General features: G+C 40.0%; 23 protein-coding genes. 14 read left to right on the top strand and 9 right to left on the bottom strand.

The features are described 5' to 3' along the window. Window position 1 precedes the first annotated feature (1 nt). Entirely contained in the window at window positions 2-1,090 is a 1,089-nt protein-coding gene (locus NSS65_RS12240) for a GntR family transcriptional regulator (protein ID WP_070326476.1), read from the bottom strand. Window positions 1,091-1,363: 273 nt separating this feature from the next. Here NSS65_RS12240 and NSS65_RS12235 point away from each other — a divergent pair, with 273 nt between their 5' ends. The 4 genes from NSS65_RS12235 to NSS65_RS12220 all read left to right on the top strand — a co-directional run bounded on the left by NSS65_RS12235 (window position 1,364) and on the right by NSS65_RS12220 (window position 6,548). Further along, window positions 1,364-2,989 carry an FGGY-family carbohydrate kinase gene (locus NSS65_RS12235; RefSeq protein ID WP_144496237.1) on the top strand — a complete coding sequence of 542 codons (1,626 nt, stop codon included), beginning with the start codon at window positions 1,364-1,366 and terminating at the stop codon, window positions 2,987-2,989. After that, a complete protein-coding gene (locus tag NSS65_RS12230; protein ID WP_070326478.1) occupies window positions 2,983-3,687 on the top strand; it encodes an L-ribulose-5-phosphate 4-epimerase in 705 nt (234 codons plus the stop codon). The genes NSS65_RS12235 and NSS65_RS12230 overlap by 7 nt, the downstream gene beginning before the upstream one ends. Window positions 3,688-3,704: 17 nt before the next feature. Further along, complete coding sequence (gene araA, locus NSS65_RS12225; RefSeq protein ID WP_144496236.1) at window positions 3,705-5,126, top strand: L-arabinose isomerase; 1,422 nt, start codon at window positions 3,705-3,707, stop codon at window positions 5,124-5,126. A gap of 81 nt (window positions 5,127-5,207) precedes the next feature. Next, window positions 5,208-6,548 (top strand): sugar porter family MFS transporter, encoded by a 1,341-nt coding sequence (locus tag NSS65_RS12220; RefSeq protein WP_034280034.1) that lies wholly within the window; start codon window positions 5,208-5,210, stop codon window positions 6,546-6,548. A gap of 40 nt (window positions 6,549-6,588) precedes the next feature. On the opposite strand, the gene NSS65_RS12215 is transcribed toward NSS65_RS12220, so the two are convergent. Further along, window positions 6,589-6,801, bottom strand: coding sequence for a hypothetical protein (locus NSS65_RS12215; RefSeq protein WP_024427922.1), 213 nt, complete (start codon window positions 6,799-6,801; stop codon window positions 6,589-6,591). Between the two features lie 250 nt (window positions 6,802-7,051). Between NSS65_RS12215 and NSS65_RS12210 the strand changes: the two genes are divergently transcribed. After that, complete coding sequence (locus tag NSS65_RS12210) at window positions 7,052-7,345, top strand: spore coat protein (RefSeq protein WP_024423071.1); 294 nt, start codon at window positions 7,052-7,054, stop codon at window positions 7,343-7,345. A gap of 37 nt (window positions 7,346-7,382) precedes the next feature. On the opposite strand, the gene NSS65_RS12205 is transcribed toward NSS65_RS12210, so the two are convergent. From NSS65_RS12205 to NSS65_RS12185, 5 genes are all read right to left on the bottom strand, one after another. Then, complete coding sequence (locus NSS65_RS12205; protein ID WP_144496235.1) at window positions 7,383-8,051, bottom strand: ABC transporter ATP-binding protein; 669 nt, start codon at window positions 8,049-8,051, stop codon at window positions 7,383-7,385. Continuing rightward, entirely contained in the window at window positions 8,044-8,589 is a 546-nt protein-coding gene (locus NSS65_RS12200) for a hypothetical protein (protein ID WP_034280043.1), read from the bottom strand. The genes NSS65_RS12205 and NSS65_RS12200 overlap by 8 nt, the downstream gene beginning before the upstream one ends. 21 nt (window positions 8,590-8,610) lie before the next feature. Further along, entirely contained in the window at window positions 8,611-9,150 is a 540-nt protein-coding gene (locus tag NSS65_RS12195; RefSeq protein ID WP_241770699.1) for a stage II sporulation protein M, read from the bottom strand. Further along, window positions 9,113-10,018: a hypothetical protein gene (locus tag NSS65_RS12190; RefSeq protein ID WP_231122779.1), complete on the bottom strand. Its 906-nt coding sequence runs from the start codon at window positions 10,016-10,018 to the stop codon at window positions 9,113-9,115. The genes NSS65_RS12195 and NSS65_RS12190 overlap by 38 nt, the downstream gene beginning before the upstream one ends. A 933-nt stretch (window positions 10,019-10,951) precedes the next feature. Beyond that, entirely contained in the window at window positions 10,952-11,278 is a 327-nt protein-coding gene (locus NSS65_RS12185) for an uberolysin/carnocyclin family circular bacteriocin (protein WP_034280046.1), read from the bottom strand. Between the two features lie 261 nt (window positions 11,279-11,539). On the opposite strand from NSS65_RS12185, the gene NSS65_RS12180 reads away from it, so the two are divergent. From NSS65_RS12180 to NSS65_RS12150, 7 genes are all read left to right on the top strand, one after another. Further along, the gene (locus tag NSS65_RS12180; RefSeq protein ID WP_313960052.1) at window positions 11,540-12,106 is read left to right on the top strand and encodes a GNAT family N-acetyltransferase; all 567 of its coding nucleotides are present in this window, start codon (window positions 11,540-11,542) and stop codon (window positions 12,104-12,106) included. Window positions 12,107-12,122: 16 nt separating this feature from the next. Continuing rightward, the gene (locus NSS65_RS12175) at window positions 12,123-12,677 is read left to right on the top strand and encodes a delta-aminolevulinic acid dehydratase (protein ID WP_144496233.1); all 555 of its coding nucleotides are present in this window, start codon (window positions 12,123-12,125) and stop codon (window positions 12,675-12,677) included. A 159-nt stretch (window positions 12,678-12,836) separates the two neighbouring features. After that, a complete protein-coding gene (locus NSS65_RS12170) occupies window positions 12,837-14,240 on the top strand; it encodes a polysaccharide deacetylase family protein (protein WP_065214611.1) in 1,404 nt (467 codons plus the stop codon). A 107-nt stretch (window positions 14,241-14,347) separates the two neighbouring features. Next, entirely contained in the window at window positions 14,348-14,539 is a 192-nt protein-coding gene (locus tag NSS65_RS12165) for a hypothetical protein (RefSeq protein ID WP_034280052.1), read from the top strand. 279 nt (window positions 14,540-14,818) lie between these two features. Further along, on the top strand, window positions 14,819-15,244 hold the full coding sequence (locus NSS65_RS12160; protein WP_041118041.1) for an NUDIX hydrolase: 426 nt from the start codon (window positions 14,819-14,821) through the stop codon (window positions 15,242-15,244). A gap of 35 nt (window positions 15,245-15,279) precedes the next feature. Continuing rightward, the gene (locus NSS65_RS12155; RefSeq protein WP_061109382.1) at window positions 15,280-15,708 is read left to right on the top strand and encodes a hypothetical protein; all 429 of its coding nucleotides are present in this window, start codon (window positions 15,280-15,282) and stop codon (window positions 15,706-15,708) included. A gap of 2 nt (window positions 15,709-15,710) precedes the next feature. Then, window positions 15,711-16,001 carry a DUF3986 family protein gene (locus tag NSS65_RS12150; RefSeq protein WP_227001671.1) on the top strand — a complete coding sequence of 97 codons (291 nt, stop codon included), beginning with the start codon at window positions 15,711-15,713 and terminating at the stop codon, window positions 15,999-16,001. Window positions 16,002-16,023: 22 nt separating this feature from the next. Here NSS65_RS12150 and NSS65_RS12145 read toward each other — a convergent pair whose 3' ends face one another. Together NSS65_RS12145 and sigK are read right to left on the bottom strand one after the other, a co-directional pair. After that, entirely contained in the window at window positions 16,024-16,506 is a 483-nt protein-coding gene (locus NSS65_RS12145; protein WP_144496231.1) for a DinB family protein, read from the bottom strand. Window positions 16,507-17,169: 663 nt separating this feature from the next. Continuing rightward, a complete protein-coding gene (gene sigK, locus NSS65_RS12140; RefSeq protein WP_034738387.1) occupies window positions 17,170-17,898 on the bottom strand; it encodes an RNA polymerase sporulation sigma factor SigK in 729 nt (242 codons plus the stop codon). 221 nt (window positions 17,899-18,119) lie between these two features. Between sigK and NSS65_RS12135 the strand changes: the two genes are divergently transcribed. Together NSS65_RS12135 and NSS65_RS12130 are read left to right on the top strand one after the other, a co-directional pair. Further along, the gene (locus NSS65_RS12135; RefSeq protein ID WP_024427938.1) at window positions 18,120-19,241 is read left to right on the top strand and encodes a tetratricopeptide repeat protein; all 1,122 of its coding nucleotides are present in this window, start codon (window positions 18,120-18,122) and stop codon (window positions 19,239-19,241) included. Between the two features lie 157 nt (window positions 19,242-19,398). Beyond that, window positions 19,399-20,139 (top strand): polysaccharide deacetylase family protein, encoded by a 741-nt coding sequence (locus NSS65_RS12130; RefSeq protein WP_144496230.1) that lies wholly within the window; start codon window positions 19,399-19,401, stop codon window positions 20,137-20,139. Window positions 20,140-20,219 lie beyond the last annotated feature (80 nt).

Genomic DNA, 20,219 nt, shown 5'->3' with positions numbered 1-20,219 from the left:
CTCATTTTATTCGTTTGATCGTTTCACCTGGAACCAATTCAGGCTCGTAAAACGTTTGATCAGGGAGATTCTTTTTTCCTTGTACTTTTTTAATCATCCAGTCAGCTGCATCCCGGCCCATTTGCTCCTGAGGATGGGTCAGTGTTGTCAGCTTCACATGGGCATTTTTCTGGGCAATATACGAATTATCCTGTCCAATAATCGAGAGATCATCTGGAATGGACAGCCCGATTTCGCTGCATACATTGGCTACTTCTAAACCCACCTCATCGTTATAGCAAACAAGGGCAGTCAGCTCATGTCTGTGCGCCATCAGGAATGTGGAAATTTGCTCCCCTAAATGCTGCTTCGATTCTGTATCGAAAAAAAGCACATGCTCAGGCAGGAAATTAAGCTTCGCTTCACCTAGCGCCTGAATATAGCCCTTCATCCGATATTTCCCCTGTAAATCATCTGTTTTTGAAATAAGCCCAATTTGCTGATGTCCAGAGGTGATCAGCTCTTTTGTGGCTAAATAGCTGGACTTCACATCATCCAAACAGAGAAAAGGAACCTCTAGCTGCTCATAATAAGCATTGATCATAATGAGCGGTACATCCTGTTCTTTAAAGGATAAATAGTACGAGATGTTTGGGTTATATAAATTGCTTTTCGTCGGCTCGACAATAAGTCCGTCCACTCCAAAGGACAGCATCATTTCCAGCGCTTTTTTCTCCTGCTCAACATCGTTATTTGTACTTGCCAGTAACAAGGAATAGTTCTCTTCGTTTAAACGGCTTTCAATGCCTCGAATGATAGAAGGAAAAATGTAATCGGATATGTATGTTGTAATGACACCAATCGTTTTCATATGTGCATGTCCCGCAGGTTTTGTTTGATATTGATTGGTCACAAATGTGCCTGAACCTTTTTCGCTGCGCAAAAATCCTTCGCTGGACAATTCCAAAATGGCTTTTCGAACTGTATGTCTGCTCACTTGATATATGTCTTGCAGGCTTGATTCGGTTGGAATACGCTCCCCGATCCGATAATCCCCTGTGAGTATTTTGCTTTTTATATCATCAATAATGATCTGGTACTTCTTTTTCATCGTTTCACTTCTTTCTCAGTTGATCATCTACTCGGATTGAGAAGAAATTGTATGGACATATTTTAACATGGTTGTCGGATCAAAAACAGGCGCTTCCCTTTTCTGTTATGACCCCTTCAGAAAAAATGAAAGTTTTTGTCGCATTATGTATGTACAACTATATTTATTATTGACATATGTACGTACAAATATTATATTGTGATTGTACTAGAGAATCAATGAATCTAGAAAAAGAAAATTGAAACCGCTATCAAAAATGGGGGTGAACGTAGAGTGGATCACAAAGAGACGGCCAAAGCCTTGAAAGAAGGACGGACATCTTTAGGCATTGAATTTGGTTCAACACGAATTAAAGCGATTTTAATAGATGAGGAATTTCAGCCAATTGCACAAGGTGCATATGAATGGGAAAGTTTTCTCCAAGATGGAATATGGACGTACAACTTAATTGATATCATTACAGGTCTGCAAGTGGCGTATCGAGAGATGAAAGAACAGGCCGAGCAAAAGTATGGTGTGACCATTCAAACCATTGGCTCAATCGGGGTATCAGCGATGATGCATGGCTATGTGGCATGTGATCATACAGGAGAGGTTCTCGTTCCGTTCCGAACATGGCGGAATGCAACGACCATCGAGGCGAGTCAAAAGCTGACAGACGTATTTCAATTTCATATTCCAGAAAGATGGAGCATTGCCCATTTGTATCAAGCGGTATTAGAAGAGGAAAAACATCTATCCCGATTAGAATATATGACCACTTTGTCAGGATATATTCACTGGCTGTTAACCGGAAAGCAGGCCATTGGTATTGGCGATGCGTCAGGTATGTTCCCAATTGACGAACAAACGAAGGACTACAATGAAGAAATGCTCCAGCAATTTGAAGCATTGATTGCAGAAAAAGGCTATCCGTGGAAGCTCCGGCACCTTCTGCCGCGTGTTTATTTAGCAGGTGAGGAGGCTGGCGTGTTAACGGCAGCAGGAGCAGCCATTTTAGATCAAGGAAAACATTTGCAGCCAGGCATTCCATTTTGCCCGCCGGAAGGTGACGCTGGAACGGGAATGGTGGCGACAAACAGTGTAGAAAGAAGGACCGGGAATATTTCTGTTGGGACGTCGGTTTTTGCCATGATTGTGCTGGAGCAGGATCTAAAAGGTGTGTATCCAGAAGTGGATCTTGTCACGACGCCGGATGGACTGCCAGTTGCCATGGTTCATGCGAATAACTGTACAAGTGACCTAAACGCTTGGATGAATATATTCAAAGAGGCATTTGAAGCACTTGGCCTGCAAGTGGAGTCAGAAAGGTTATATGAATCCTTATTGCAGCAAGCTTTAGAAGCAGATCGAGATGGCGGCGGACTCTTAAGCTATGGCTATTACTCTGGTGAAAATATTACGAGACTGCCAGAAGGAAGACCTCTTTTTGTCAGGTCTCCTGAAAGCCGCTTTAACCTTGCTAATTTCATGCGCACCCATTTGTTCTCTGCTTTTGGTGCTATGAAAATAGGCATGGACCGATTAAAGGAACAGGAACATGTAGTGATCGACCGCTTACTAGGGCATGGGGGATTATTTAAAACACCGCTCGTTGGACAAAAAATGGTTGCCGCAGCGCTGGATACACCTGTATCAGTCGTTTCAACAGCGGGAGAAGGCGGTGCATTTGGGATGGCTGTCCTTGCTTCGTATATGGTCCATCAGCAGCAGCAAACATTGGCTGAATTTCTCACCCATCGCGTATTTGCCCATACATCAGAAGAACTCATGGAGCCCGATCCACTCGATGTCAAAGGCTTTAACGAATTTTTAAAGCGCTATCAAAATGGTCTTGCGATTGAAGAAGCAGCGGTAGCGCATCTCATGCCAAAGAAAGGAGTGACGACGGTATGCTAGATCGCTTAAAAGAAGAAGTGTATCAAGCAAATTTAGATTTGCCAAAATACGGACTTGTGAAATTTACATGGGGTAATGTCAGTGCATGTGATCGTGACAGTGGTTTGTTTGTGATTAAGCCGAGCGGCATAGCGTATGACCAACTATCAGCAAAAGATATGGTCGTGGTGAACTTTGATGGTGAAGTGGTGGAAGGAGAATTGAGCCCTTCGTCAGATACAGCTACACATGCAGTTCTTTACAAACACTATGAGGAAATTGGCGGCATTTCACATAGCCATTCCATGTGGGCAACCGTTTGGGCGCAGGCAGGACTTGATTTACCAGCAATGGGCACAACACATGCCGATACATTTTACGGCGCCGTTCCGTGCGCTCGTTTTCTAACAGAAGAAGAAGTCAATCGGGGTTATGAGGTAGAAACGGGCAAGCTGATCATCGAAACGTTTGAGAAAAGAAACCTAGATGTGATGGCGGTGCCGGGTGTATTGCTTCAAGGGCATGGTCCATTTACATGGGGGAAGGATGCTAAAAGTGCGGTCACAAACAGTGTGATTTTAGATGAAGTCGCCAAGATGAATCTTTTTGCCAAGCAATTGAACGAATTTGCTGAGCCATTGCCGCAGCGAATTTTAGATAAACATTACTTAAGAAAACATGGAAAGCATGCGTATTACGGACAAAAACCTTCAAGATAAAGAAACGAGGGATATCTATGTTAACAAGCCTGAAAAAAGAGTTTTGGTTTATCGTTGGGTCACAGCATTTATATGGTGATGAAGCACTGCAAAAAGTAAAAGCAGATGCACAAAAAATGACGGATGCTTTAAATGAAAGCGGTTTACTTCCTTATCCAGTGATCTTGCAGGACCTGGCTGTCAGTGCCGATCAAATCACAAAGCTTATGAAAGAGGTCAATTATCGCGATGAAGTTGTCGGTGTGATGACGTGGATGCATACTTTTTCTCCAGCAAAAATGTGGATACGCGGCACCAGTCTTTTGCAAAAGCCTCTTTTGCATCTTGCTACACAATATTATGAAAAGATTCCATGGGACACGATCGACATGGACTATATGAATCTCCATCAATCCGCACATGGAGACAGAGAATATGGCTATATCAATGCACGTTTAAATAAACAAAACCAAATTGTGACCGGTCATTGGTCTAAGCCGGAAGTGCAGCAGCAAATTGCGGATTGGATGGACGTTGCGGCTGCCTATCATGAGAGCTTTCACATCAAAGTAGCCCGGTTTGGTGACAACATGCGGCATGTGGCTGTGACAGAAGGCGATAAAATCGAAGCACAGATTCAATTAGGATGGACCGTTGACTACTTTGGAATAGGCGATCTCGTCGAATATGTAAATGCAGTAGATGACGAAGAGGTAGATGCATTATTTGCTGAGTATTTAACGCAATATGATGTGAATTATGGAACGTATTCAGTTGAAGAGTGGGAAAAAAGTGTCAAGGTGCAGGCGCGATATGAGATCGCCATCAAACGTTTCTTAGATGAAGGCGGCTATAATGCCTTTACAACAAACTTTGAAGATTTACATGGGATGAAGCAGCTGCCTGGACTTGCGGTACAGCGACTGATGGCAAAGGGCTACGGCTTTGCTGGGGAAGGTGATTGGAAAACGGCCGCACTGGACCGCTTATTAAAAGTGATGAGCCATCATCAATCCACTGGTTTTATGGAGGACTACACATATGAAATGACGTCTGGAGAGGAAGCAGTGCTGCAATCTCATATGCTGGAAGTAGATCCAGCGCTCGCCCATACAAAACCTGTCATTGTCGTGTCTCCACTTGGAATTGGAAACCGGGAAGATCCAGCACGTCTTGTGTTTGATGGAAAAGCAGGCGAGGGTGTCGTTGTCTCTATAGCGGATTTTGGAACACATTTCAAATGGCTCATACAAGAAGTCGAAGCCTTTGAGCCAGAGGAAGCAGCACCTCATTTACCAGTTGCGCGTGTATTGTGGAAAATCAAACCGAATTTTCAGGATGGCGTCAAAGCATGGATTAAAGAAGGCGGGGGCCATCATACAGTCGTGTCTCTCAATTTAAAGGTTGATCAAATTGTTCACTTTGCAAAGCTAGTCAATGCAGAATATGTGGTTTTATAGAAGGGGGAAAGGTCTTCTACTGGTTACAGTAGAAGCACCGGGTGAAATGAAAGCGGTTAATTAAGTGAGGGGGTCATCCACTTGGAGAAAAAAGTGTCAAGCAAATTTATCTTCTTTTTCGGGTCCTTTGCAGGCATCTTATTTGGATATGATATTGGTATTATTGCAGGGGCGGAAGGACATATTCAGGAAGAATTTCAGCTCAGCCCATTATGGCTTGGAATCGTTGTCTCTTCATTAATGGGCGGGGCCATCATTGGCTCCATCTTAAGCGGTCTCTTAGGGGATAAATTTGGCCGCAGAAAACTCATTTTGGTCTCATCCGTGATCTTTTTTGTCGGGGCGATCGGATCAGCTGTCGCACCAGAAGAGATTTCACTCACCATCGCTCGAATCTTTTTAGGGACAGCAGTAGGAACAGCTTCATCTTTGGTTCCTGCTTACATGTCTGAAATCGCTCCTGCTAAAATCCGCGGGAAATTATCTGGGCTCAATCAGCTCATGATTGTAACTGGTCTATTGCTCAGCTATATTGTTGCGTTTGTGTTTGAGCCCATCCCGGACAGCTGGCGCTGGATGCTGGGAAGTGCCGCTTTATTTGCGATCGTGCTTTATATTGGCATGCTGAAGCTTCCTGAATCTCCGAGATATTTGATTAAACACGGAATGGCTCATAAAGCACGGGAAGTATTAGGATCACTGCGTTCTTCCCGTGAAGAAATCGAATCAGAAATGCAGGAAATTTTAGAAGTCGCCAAAGAAGAACGCTCGGGGATTCGTGAATTGTTTCAAAAGAAATTCCGAATGGCTCTTTTCATTGGGGTTGGAATGGCAACCCTTCAGCAAATTCAAGGCGCGAACTCCATTGTCTATTATGCAACGAGTATCGCTCGGAATGTAGGTCTTGCGCCGCAGGTCGCCGCAGGTTTTACAGTCATTGTCGGTGTCATTTTCGTCGTCACGACCGTGATCTTTTTACAATTTGTTGACCGCTTTGACCGCCGAACGATTCTCACCGTAGGGGGATCGGGCATGGCCCTTTCTTTCTTTGCTCCAGCCGCATTAGGGGCACTTGGCGTTAGTGAAGGAATTTTAAACTGGGTGACATTGATTTCACTTTGCTGCTTTATTTTGTGCTATGCCTTCTCGTGGGCACCGATCACTTGGATCATCATCGGCGAAATCTTCCCGCTTTCTGTCAGAGGCATCGGAGCAGGTATCTCTTCTGCTTTTAACTGGACCGGATCATTAGCAGTTGGACTTGTTTTCCCTATTCTGGCTGATCAATTCAGCTTTGGGGTCATTTTCTCCTCATTCGGAGTCATCTGCTTAATCGGGCTGTTATTCACCCGATTTGTGCTAGTCGAGACAAAGGGAAGAAGTTTAGAGCAAATCGAAACCGATATGGCTGCACGTGTATAAATTTAAGAAAACCATCTATCCCATGTGGGTAGATGGTTTTTTACTCAAGCGTCTGTTTGAGCTCATTTGGCAGTAAATCAATCAATTGATCATAGGAAGACAAATCCAGCACTTCAAGCAGTGCGTAATATTTCGCGTAAATTTCACTCAGCTGATCAGGATGGTTTGTTTGATATTGATTCAGATGTAATTGAGTTAGTTCAAGTGCAATGTCTAGCTTGTTTCGTTCGAATGGCTGTGTCGTGTTGATCATATCGTTCACCTCTTATTTGATAATGAGTGGAAAAAATGCATTGAATAAAAAGAGCTGATGTTTTGTTTTCATGGATGACCTGTCTTCGTAAGATATCATTTGTATAATATGTTAAAATTGTCCTTTTGTAAAGAAAGAGAAAACGAGGTCGATAGTGGATTTTTTTTAAAATAGACAAGCATCTAATCACGAAAGGTGCCTCTGACATACGATAGAGTGTAAGTGAAAGACAACTTGAAGGGGTGTTGAGATGAGCCGAAATCGATTAGATGATTTCTTCTTTGGACCTCGCAGAGGAAACCAAGGAGGAGACGAAACGGTTGTTTTCCCCACACGTCAAATTGTCAACACAAGAACGAATGAACAAACGATCAGAAAAATTCATCCAACGCATATCACAAACGTCAATAAAAACATCAAAAGAATCGAAAACTACTATCCGGTCACTGAATCGACTCACAACGAGTATATTGTAGAAGAATACGATTGCGGCAGTGATATTAAAAACCCTTGCTGCCGTCCGGTGAAGCGCTGTAAGTGGTAATGAAGGGGCATCCTTTTATGGGATGCCTTTTGTATGTCTAATGCTCCATTTCATTTAATTGTCCCTTATCCAGCTGGAAGAAACGATTTCCTAACTCTGAATAAAGGTAGCGCTGATGGCTTGTAAATAAAACACATCGATGAGAGAACTCTTTTTTTAATAAAGAAATCGATTGTATTTGAGAGGCTTCATCAAGAGAGGTAAAAGGCTCGTCAAGAATGATCAGCTCTGGAGATCTTGCCACCATACAATTAAAGAAAAGTTTATATCTCATGCCCAATGAATATTGTTTGACAGGCATTTTTAGGGCATGAGTTAAATCAAATGTATCACAAAGCGATAGAAAGGTGTCTTTGTATAAAACCTTTTCCGACTTTTTCATTTTCCATAAAGACTGGATAAGCTCCATATGCTCGAAACCAGTGAGCGCATCATAGACTAAAGGTTTATCTGGGATGTATGCTACCAGACTTTTATATTGAGCGGTTCCAGGGTGATGCTGCTCGTTAAGTAAAATCGTTTCTGATGCTGAAGGAAGCAGACCTGCGATGATCTTTAAAAGTGTCGATTTACCGCTGCCGTTCTTTCCAATAATACAAGCTCGATCACTTTCTTTCAGATCAAATGACACATGATCGAGAAGGGGAGAATTCTCTTCTGTTGTTTCATAGCGAAAAGATAGCTGAGACACTTGAAGTTTAGCCATTGATGAATCCTCCAATAACAAACGCAGTCGTCACAAGCATATACAAGATCACAGTTGCTAAGGCAGCTTTTTTTGATCCTTCAGCATAGTAAATAATTCCATCATAAAGGATCCGTAAAAGATATAAGTTGAATAAGAAGGAAACTATTTGAATCAAGAGAAAATAGTGATCTAATTGTAACACCATCACACAATAGATCGCTGCACTATTCACTAATAAAAGAAATGCATTATAAACCAAAATAACAAGATACATTTTGCGTAAAATAAAAGCTTTATGAAAAAAATACATATAAATAGAAGTTAGGACAGTACTGAGAAAATTTAAAATGAAATAAAGCGGGATTGTCAGCAAAAAGATAAAAACAATGCTGGCAAGTTGTTTCCCAGTGGATAAAGGTTCATCTACTAACAAATCAATAATAAAAAATGTTAAAAAGACAGTCGACACAAATAATGATAGTAAGACAAGGCCTACAATGGTTTTAATCGATTGATTCTGATTGAAAAATTGCTTAGGACGTAGAAGTAGCTCCATGGAACCAGATTCTCCTTTCTTCTATGGTAGATGTACATGGCTAACGTATTGCTCTAAAAGAGATGCCATGAATAAAAGAATGGCTGCTGCAAAAATCAATTGAAGCACAGTTAGGGTCAGTTTTTTTAATTCAATTGTTTCTCCTTTTATAAATCGATAGAGATAAATAAAAGGATAAGAGCTGACGATTGAAAACAGAATTAATCCAAGGACTTCTACGAAAGCATGAGGCAGGAGTCCTGTGAATAGCTGCTTCGCTTCGTGATTGACAATCAAATACTGAACGAGTTTGCCGATAATGTAGCCGTTGTAAAAAAGAATGCCTGCAGACATGATGCCGCCTGTAAAAGCTCCAATTCCTAATATCGCCATTCCAACTTGTAAATTGTTTAAGAAAATAGATAGAAAAAACATCTCTTCATCCTTTTTAAGATAAGGAATCTGATCATAAGGAAGAAGGCTTCCGATTAGCACAGCTGCAATAAAGATAGCAGCGTAGAGGTAACCGAGGCGTAGAATCAGTCTATTCTCCGATATAAAACATCTTATTTTTTTCAACATATTCAATCCCTTTATAGATGGTCTTGCGGCATAACACCCAGCATATCACTGAAACGATCACAAAATATAAAGCAAACAGAACGCTTATGAGACTTGTAGAATGCTGCAAAATAGGTAGAAAAGAGGTCAAGATCATATAGTACATGAAAGGCAGCACGAGAAAATTCCTTGCAAAGGCCTGTCCTTTATCGATAACTTCTATTTCTTCATTGGTTGTCCCTATTTCATGCTCGTGAATAAAATTGAATTTTGTTGTGAATGGAAACAAATACAGCTGAATCAATGGAAAAATGTAAAAGCCAATCCCCAATGCCACCAATTGAATGAGCATCTGAACATCAAAAAGGTGATATACACTCATGATTGATAGATTAATGAAAAGTAGAAAGAGTGATGGTATAGAAAATAAACAATAAAATAACTGGATTTTTGATAAGAAAAACTGCATAAGAGATGTTTGAGAAAGCTCATAGAGCCAAATATTCTTTTTTTCAGCACTCAAAGAAAATATAGAAGGGGTCAGCATTCTCATTTCATATGTTTGATTAGCTAAAATCATCACATTTAATGTGAATAATATCTGAATTTGCAAAGCTTGATGATCAATAAGCGAGATCAAACCTGTCATAACCCCGACATAGAAGAAGGCTTCATATGACATGAACATATAATTAAAAAACTCTTTAGACAGCAGCCACCTTTTTTCTTTTAACACCTTAAGGTCTTTTTGAATCAACATATTCTTTTGAAACAGCGAGCCCTGAATTTTATCAAGTGCTTGAAAGTACCAATAATATAAATCTCTAAAATGTTTTGAGCTTTGATCATGCTCTTTCCCAGTCGGAATCCAGCGAACAGGAGTCTTCATGACGAGTGTTGCAGCTAATATCACCACGAAAAATGTGACAGGTGAAGTAAAAAGCGCTAGAAATTGTAGAAATACCGAATCCTGTGAAAATAAAGCATGATGGATTTGCTGAAGATTATTCTGATATAAAGACACCAAGTTGTTTGAAAGTGTAATCCAAAACGCATCTTCTGCAAGCGAAGAAATTGATTGAAAAAGTTGTCGGAAGGTGTGATAAAAAGGGAAAATAACGTTCGATATTAGAACCCTTCCGAATAAGAAGAAAAGTAAAGAGATGCTTGCGAAAAAAAGAACACGAATGATCCCAATTTTTTTTACGACAATGTTATAGATGTAAGCACCAAATATCTTATTGCTGACGATAAAAAGTAAGAAGCCTGTCAATATAACATTGAGATGCTTCAACCAAAATATCCAGTCATGTGTTTGAGCAATGAAATATTGAAAGAGAAAATAAATCAAATAAGTACTCAAGCTTGTAAATAGAAGCCATACCAACTCTGAAAATAAAAGCGTTTGAAAAAGGCGTCTCGCGGAAACAGGTGCAAGCTGTATTAACTCTTCAAAAGGAAGAATATGCGTTCTTCTATAAGATTCAATTCCTTTGACAATAGAGAAAAGGAACAAAAATATCACAAAAGCACTTTCCCATTCTATTTGATAGACCGAAGAGTAAAGATATGAAGAAATAACGAATACAATCAGGCATCCGAATAAAGTATCAAGAATGCAAGAAAATAATATGTATTGTTTAGAAGAAAACGATTTGAAAAATGAAACCCTGCGTATTATAAACTGAGCTAGATTTGAATATTGTTGTTTCATTCTAATTGATAGAAGTAGTGATAATAATGGATATAACATCTTCTCACCTGCATAAAAATTTAAATAGAAGGAGAACAAAGTCTCCTTCTATTGGGTCATAAAATTGAATTACCAAGCAATAACAGCTTTACGGCCTTTTTTCTTAATTTCGTTTTTAAGGTACTGACGAATTGTCTCTTTACCAGCCGCTGCAATGAGAGAAAGACCACCTGATCCTACAGCAGTTAAAATGGACACAATTGTTGTAACAGCCCCGCCCGCTTCAACCACGTTCAGAACAACAGCTGCAACACTGCCTGGAATACCAAATTCTTTTGCTAGATCAGCAACGGGCAGCATTTGTAGCGAGAAGGAAAAAAGAGCTAGCATAAGGAATCCTACTGCTAAAGCACCAAAAAGAACATGTAGTTTGATTTCATTTCTTGTTTCTGTCATATCAAATTCCTCCCTTTTTTGTATTTTTATTACTATTTTATCTTAAGATATCTTTTAGTTTATCGCAATCCTTTTTTTTCATTTTTTTCATGAATTAGTTATAGATTAATATAAAAAAGGTGAAAAGATAAGTGAGAAAAGAATCGTTTTTGCTAGAATAAAACACGTAAACATGATCTGAAATACCTTGTTTTCACAGGTGGGAAAGCGAGTCTAATTTGCATATAGGTAAAGAGATATGTGCAGAGGGACCAATATCCTTTGATCAAAATCTTCTTTCAAGATAAAATTGGAAGTATCCATCATTCTTTTGGAGGCGGTTTTCTGAATATTCGATTGTTAACACCAGATGATGCTGAAGAATATGCAGCACTCAGACTAGAAGCACTGCGATTAAATCCAGAGGGTTTTGCGATGAGCTATGAGGAAGAGCAAATCAATACAAAGGACAAATATAAAGCGCGTTTTGCTTCGGCCCAATCTATGTGGACTTTTGGCGCTTTTCATCAAGGGCAGCTTGTGGGGGCAGTCACGCTCATCCAAGAAACCTTGCAGAAGTTAAAGCATCGAGCGAATCTGACAGCGATGTATGTAACACCTAGTGCCCGCGGAGAAGGAGCAGGCCAGGCCTTGATGACAAAAGCTCTTTCCTTTGCGCGAGAACGGCAGGATATCGAGCAAATGTATTTATCAGTGGTGACAACTAATCACTCAGCCAAGCGCCTCTATCGCTCCGTTGGATTTGAGTCGTACGCTGTCGAAGAAAAAGCGCTAAAATGGGCTGATACATATGCAGATGAGGAAAAAATGGTTTTATTTTTATCATAGTCTGGAGGAGATAGAAGTGGATCAACAGGCCATGCGTATCATATTAGCAGCAGGACCCAATAGTGAGCTGGAATCTTTTGCCCTGCGTGCAGCACTTGAAAACTTCGGCGTGAAAGTCGATATGCATTGGATCGGAAGACCGAATGATCTGATTCATGTGTTATCCGGCAGAAATAGAGGAGAAATAGATTACCTTCTTTTATCGTTTCACGGTGAAGAAGGAACATTTATCCTGCCTGAATTAGGGGAAGATGTTTACGAAGATGAGGAGCCTAGAGATACTGCCTTTGGAGTGGATGAAATCAAGCGGTATGCCTCCTTAAAAGGAGTTCATGTCATCTCTACAGGCTGCACACTAGGAGAGAAAAATTTAGCAGATGCTTTCTTAGAGTCAGGAGCTACATCTTATACGGCACCGGACGATTACATCGATGGGAATGCAGCATTTATTTTTGTGCTGACCATGCTGTACGAGCTCATGAACAATTCAAAGACGGTCAGAGCGGCATTTGATCGAGCGCGTTCCATTGATGAAGAAACGAAATTATTTCAACTATATATGCAAAAGTAATCAAAGGACTGAGAAATCAAGTCCTTTTTTTATTCCTCTCTAAAAATGTGTCGAAAATGTGACAGTTATGTGATTTGCAAACTAAAAAGGGTGCATGAAAAGTCTATCCTACAAACACACGTCATTCAGGCATGACGGCATCACGAGAGGAGAATCATTGTGTCAATGAAATGGAAAGTCAGTCTCGTCCTATGCGGACTTGCGATGATCATCGGAATCGCTGCGTTTTATCATAATCAGCAGGCAAGCGGGACAGAGAAGAAGAAGGTAGAACCAGATGCGAGCTATAAAGAAGTTGAAATTGTGACCCTCGTGAATGACGGGAGATACTTGAGATATGCTGTGAACTATCCTGTGTTTCATCAAAAAAAGCTAGATCAAGAGATGAAAAGATTTGCAGAAACAGCGCTGGACAAATTCAAAACATCGTTTAGTGAAGCAAGTGATGTCGATGAAGATCATCGATACGAATTAAACATAGATTACGAGATTACTCATTATGCCAAACAAACTGCTGCGATCAAATTCAATACATATGAATGGAAAGGCGGAGTAAAAGGCGCACAAGAAACGAAGATATTCAATTTTGATTTCAAGAAACAGCAGTTTTTATCAATTGATGATCTATTTTTATCAAAGAAAAAAAGTCTGCAAAAACTGTCTCAAATGACATTTGAGGAGTTGAAAAAAGATCGCTCTCTTACTGAAAACGAGCATTTGCTCAAACAAGGAACGTCTCCTAAGGCAGAGCATTATCAGTATTTTGCCATCAAAGATCGTTTTATTGAATTTTACTTTCCAGCAGGGCAAATTGCACCAGTCAAACAAGGCCCTCAAGTGCTGGCGATTAAGAAAACACTGCTTAAAGGCATGTTAAAGCCAGAATACATCAATAAAGAAAAGAACAAAAACGAGAAAAAAGAACCGATCGCAAAAAGAAAGATCGTAAAACTGCCAAAACAGGGAGGATTCAACCCAAATCAAAAAGCCATTGCCCTTACATTTGATGATGGACCAAATCCATCAACGACCTCAAAAATCTTAACAGCTTTAAAAGAAAACAAAGGACACGCGACATTTTTTGTATTAGGAAGCAGGGTTCAATATTATCCCGATATGCTGGGTGAAATCAGAAAAGGTGGAAATGAAATCGGAAATCATTCCTATAACCACCCTTTACTCACAAGACTGCCATTAAAACAAGCCATCAAACAAGTAGAAGATACACAGCAAATCATTGAAAAAGCAGGCGGGTTCACACCGACTCACTTTAGACCGCCATATGGTGGAACAAACAGGCAGATCAACGAGGCTGTCAACATGAAAGTCACGCTTTGGGACGTAGATCCTGAAGACTGGAAATATCGCAACAGCCAATACGTCGCAAATTACATTCTTACACATGCGTCTAGCGGAGAAACCGTCTTAATGCACGACATCTATGACACCTCTGCAAACGCAGCTGTCACGATCATCAAAGAATTGACCAAACAAGGATATCAATTACTAACAGTCTCGGAGCTTGAGCAGTGGAAGGAAGCCCGGGCGAAAAAGGTGAATTGAATACGTAAAAAAGATGCAAGTCTTAAAGGATTCGCATCTTTTTTAAATCCAATTATAAGGATGAAGGGGAAATATGTTAAAGTGATTGTAGAAAGGGAGGGCTTCGAATGGTATTGATGAGGTTGATCAGCATATATATGCTGACAGCGTTTAGTTTGGGATTTGTCGTAAACTATGTACCTGGTTTGATGCTGCCCATCTATATCCTTGCGATGATTGGGCTTATTTTATGTCTCGGTCATATTGCGCTTCATTATATTCGGCGAATTAGATATATGTTGTTTGATGAAAAACGATAAGATTTCTCCTATTGTAAACACCTCCGGTTGCGTGAGGTGTTTTTTTCGGTTTTTGATGTTCTAACAGTTGAATGATTTTCTCGTTTGACGCTTTGAGTTGTCTCAAAAGAGAAACGATATTTCCTGTAAATCCCACAAGCCCAACAAGTAAAATGATGATCATCCACATGCTCTGGCCTCCAATCGCTGACTACTAATACAGTATAATAAGAATGTATAAAATGAACAGTTCGTGCCATATATTCGGCAATTGAATGGAGAATGTTGAGGGGGATTTATTTGAAACGAGTAGACGTGGTTTCAGCTATTATTTATGATGAGGAAGGAAATCTATTAACAGTCAAGAATGTAAAGGGATATTGGGAACTTCCGGGCGGTGCTGTGGAAAAAGGTGAACACCTGCAGCAGGCTGTCATCCGTGAAGTAAAAGAAGAGACAGGGTATGTTGTCAAAGTAAATGAACTTCATTCGGTTCGAGAAGCGTTCTTTCAAGATAAAAAACATCATGCGCTTATCATTACGTTCTTTGCGGGAATCACCGGAGGAGAGATGAACATTCTAGATCCGGATCAGGATATTGAAGAAGTAAAATGGGTCAGCACTCAAACCTTTCAAAAGCTAAACCCAAAGCTATCTCACATGCTAAAATTAAACCAGCAAACACAAGCTTTTTATGATTTTGAGGGGAATAGAACAATTGGTTAAATCCAAATTGATATAGGCATGAAGGAGCGATATTGATGTTTTTATACTACGGGCCTACAGAAGCTCCAGTAGAAAATCCGGGAGAAGAATTCATGAAAAAGATCTTCTTTCAGGAGGGTGAAGAGTATTGGAAACAAGGTAACGGGGAATCTTCCATTGAGATAGAGGAAGATTGGGAATGCGAGACTCTAGTTTTCTTTTATACTGAGCCGTATGGATTCTTTATCATCAGATATCCAGATTGTTTAGTCCCTTTTCAAAAGGTAGAAAAGATCGAAACGATCGAGCATTTCATAGCAGGATCACCATTGCATGTGCCATCATGCAGCTATGTCGACCGTCATCAGGCTTATCAAATCGTCCAATACTTTTTGACGACAAAAACGGTACCTGATTTTGTTGATTGGGTTGAGTTGAGGAATATTGATTTTCAGCAAGATATGAAAGTTAAGGGAGCAAGATAAAAGTGTGTACAGATGAAAGAATACATAGGTTAGATGAGAGTATGCATGTACATGTAGGATATTATGAACAAGGTTGTGATTATGAAGGCGTGTTTTTTAAGAGTTTAGAAACAGGAAAATGGTTATTGTTTTTTGATCAAAAAAGTTACGGGTTGAATCTCTTAAAGAGTTATGAGGAATACAATCATTTAGGCTTATTCATTGGGGAATATCCCATTGAAGATGATCAAATCGAAGAGAAAGGTCAGCAATTATTTGAGTGCTTTTTAAAAGAAAATGGCATTGTGGAATAAATGAATGGATCTTTAACTGACCTTACTTTTCATAAGAATGTACTGATTTTAACTTTCTACCGATAAAATTAGCAGATACAGGTGTTAATTCTTTTTCTCTTGCCCAAACAGAAAGTTGACCGATATGGTGAATTTCGTGGGCAATTATATGATGTAATATTTCATTTTTAGTGTATTCATCTTCATCCCAAGGAACTGTTACTATTCGATCTTGTTTTTCATCTAAATGAAACTTTAAAATTTCAACGATTTCATGTCGTAAAGTAGATGAGAGAGTTTTTACCTTCGTCAGAGACTTGTAATCATCAAAATTCAATACCACGTCTTCTTTACCCTGAATAGCACGGAGCCAACTATATTCAACATCGATAATGTGAAAAAGAGTGTATAAAATACTCCCCACTCCACCTATGCGGTCTTGTAACAACTCTTCTGTTGTTAGTTGATGACACCAGTTAACCCATTCGTCTCTAACCTGCCAGTTGTACTCAAAAAACTTAATCATTATGATCACTCCAAAGTTAAATTGTTTCTTTAAGTACTGCTATTTCTTAAAGATATTCTTGTAGAATTAAACGACACAATGTACATGATCTGGTGTCAGTTTAGAACCAATCATACTATCAACCTTGTTTTCATAACATGACCCTTGGAAACTGTTACGTTTATAGGGTCTCTTGCAGCAAGTTGTTCTTTTGGGTAAGCGGTAGTTTATCAATGTGTTTTAACAAATTACTAAACGCCTTCCTCATACTTCTAATATCCCGAATGTTTGTTCCTGTATTGATTATACTAAGCTTTCTGACAGGTATCAAATATCAACATTTACTTTTAACAGAGCCTTTTTCTCTTCAAAAAAATTGATTAGCAAGAATACACGAAGCATCATATTTTATTTTTTCGTATTTAAATTTTTTAAGCATTAATGCAGAATACAATACTTATATGCAAATCGCTTTGCCATCATTTCCTGCAGTACTCTAAATAGTGGAGCATAATAAATTGATTTCCTTCATGCCTTAGTTCATGACCAAAACCTTGCCACTGTCCTTGAGGGCTAAGGCGGCAGCTATTATCAAAAGAAATGCAGAGAGACAGTAGCTTAGTGCCGAAATCAAAAACAGACCTCGCGAGGTCTGTTTTTGTTAGAAGTTAGGGAAATCCATTTTCACTTCCCCTTCTCCCGCTTTCGTTTCTCCTTCTCCGCCCGGTAAAACTCATGAAACATCTTCATCAGCGCGCGCTTCTCAATACGTGACACATAGCTCCGCGATATCCCAAGCTCCTTGGCTATTTCCCGCTGCGTTTTTTCTTTCTTTAAATCAAGGCCGAACCTGCCGACGATGACTTCTTTTTCTCGGCCGTCGAGAATGTCGATATACTCTTTTACTTTTTCAAGCTCCATGTTGAGCTGAATGGTATCGATCACATCTTCATTTTCAGATTTTAAGACATCGATTAATGAAATTTCGTTGCCTTCTTTATCCTGACCGATGGGATCATGCAAGGAGACATCTTTTTTCGTTTTTTTGAGCGCGCGTAAATGCATGAGAATTTCATTTTCAATACACCGCGCCGCATACGTTGCCAGCTTTGTTCCTTTTCCAGAGGAATAGCTTTCGATGGCTTTAATGAGTCCGATCGTCCCGATGGAGATGAGGTCTTCAGCGTCTTCCCCGGTATTTTCAAATTTCTTTACAATATGGGCGACGAGCCGAAGGTTATGTTCAATCAGCATGTTTCTTGCATGTTCATCGCCCTGTGCCATGAGGGCTAAGTATTTTTTTTCATCATCTCCCGAAAGGGGCTGTGGAAAGGCATTGTTTTTGACATAGGACACTAAAAACACCAATTCTTTGACCATCAATCCCATCGCTGTAAATACTCCTGCCACGATTTTCACCTCCACCATGTTTAGGCCGCTGCCTATATCCTCAAATGTATGTGAAGGGGGGATTGTCTGTGTCTGTACGATGAAAAAATCATGTTTTTCGAAAAATGTTCGTCTCTTTTTACAGCTCCCCTCATATGTTTGCGGTTTCTTTGCGGTGCTTGGCGGTCAAGAAGCGTGCTAAAATATGTAATATTAGACCGAAAAGGAAGGGGTTTTTTCGGAACATGGGGAAGGTTCTATCTTCACATGTAGGTATGAAAATTAATGAATGGTATCGAATGATACGGCAGTTCAGTGTTCCAGATGCGGAAATCTTGAAAGCGGAAGTTGAAGCGGAAATTGAACAGATGGAAGAGGACCAGCATTTACTGATTTATTATCAGCTCATGTGTTTTCGGCACCAAATCATGCTTGACTATATACACCCTTCAAAATATCAACCTTTCTCAGTATCTAATCTAGTCGATAAAATCGAAAACTCCAATCATGAGTTATCTGATATGCTGCATTATTACCATGCATTTTTTCGTGGCATGCATGAATTTAGTCAAAAAGAATATTTAGAAGCCGTCAAATATTATCGAGTCGCAGAAAAGCAGCTGTCCATGGTATTTGATGATATTGAGCAGGCAGAGTTTCATTTTAAAGTGGCAGAAGCCTACTATATCATGAAACAAACACATGTCTCCATGCACCATATTTTAAAGGCGCTGGAAATATACGATCAGCATGATGCGTATACCATTCGCATCATTCAATGTCTCTTTGTCATCTCAGGAAATTATCAAGATTTAAAACGAAAAGACCGGGCATTGCCTCATTTAAAAAAGGCAAAACAGCTCGCATCTCAAATTGATCACCCGCGCATATACAGTTCAGCGCTCTATAATTTAGGAAAATGTTATGGTGAGCTTGGCTATAGAGAGGAAGCGGAACGATATTTAACGGAATCTGCTGATCTTGCCCGCAAAGAGCTGCTTCCAACGCTTCCGCATACGCTCTATACGCTGGCGAAGCTGCTTTTTAGACAGAATGAACAGGCGGATGCCCTGCGCATATTAGAAGATGGGAAATTGGCTGCAAAGAAGCATGAAGACCAGCTGTTCTGTCATATGTTTGAGTACCTGGATGCTTTATATGTTCAGGAAATCAATGAAGACCAACTGCAAAAAACCATTGATTATTTGGAAAAACTTAGCCTATACTCTTATATAGAGGATATCTCACTAGAAATTGCGACAGCCTTAGAAGCCTCTCAACAATACAAGAAGTCCAACCAGTATTATCAGAAATTATTATGGGCTCAAAATCAAATCCAAGAAGGAGAGTGTCTGTATGAATTCTAAGCAACGTTCGACAGTTGAAGAGAGAAACCAAACGTGAAACAAAGAGCGGGCCAATATGGCCGGCTTTTTTTATTTGAAAAAAAAGCGGATATGAGCATGAATTGATGAGAAAGCGGGTAATTTATCGGTAATGATGTTCGGTGGAGGAGGCGGTCGAATGAGAGGGCTGCATATCTTGATGTGTATATGGCTGCTATGTGCTTTTATGCCTAATAAAATAGAGGCACGTACATTAAAACGAGTCGATCTTGAAAAAACGGGACGTGCCTTTTGGGATGTGAGAGCGGAACGGAAAAAGATTGCGATCACCTTTGATGATGGACCTCATCCAGTGTATACAAATCAAATATTGGATGTGCTGAAGGAGCATCAAGTGAATGCAAGCTTTTTTGTGATAGGGAGCCGAATTCATACATATCCAATGATCGCAGAACGGATTGTGGACGAGGGGAATGAACTAGGCAATCATACGATGAATCATACGTATTTTGACCTTTTGTCGTCAAAGGAGATCAAGCGGGAATTAAAAGAATCAGCGGCCCATATCGCTTCACTCCAGCCTGGCGGTCCCTTATTATTTCGCCCTCCTGGTGGACGCTTAACAATGAAATCATTCCGCATTCTGTCAAAGCAAGGGTACGATGTGGTCATGTGGTCCTTTACGCAAGATCCGAAGGACTGGTCAAGACCAGGCGCACGTAAAATTGCTAGTCGAATTATTGATCATATTCAAGGCGGCGATATTATCCTTTTACATGATGGCGGGGGAAATCGCAAGCAAACGGTAGAAGCATTGAAACAAGTAATTCCTGAGTTGAAGAAGAGGGGCTATGAATTTGTAAAAGTAAGTGAACTGCTGCACCACGACAAAGCATATATGCCTGTTCAGATGCAATAGGCAGCATTCGTCAAAAACATTCATTCATTGAAACCAAAAGTCTTGTCGTTTACTATATGAAGAGGGCTTTTGGAGGTGAA

Origin of the sequence: Bacillus sp. FSL K6-1006 (genome assembly GCF_038593175.1) — a bacterium.
GTDB lineage: Bacteria > Bacillota > Bacilli > Bacillales > Bacillaceae > Bacillus > Bacillus safensis.
Note: the sequence above shows the minus strand (reverse complement) of the source record. Positions and strands in the feature narration are given on the sequence as shown.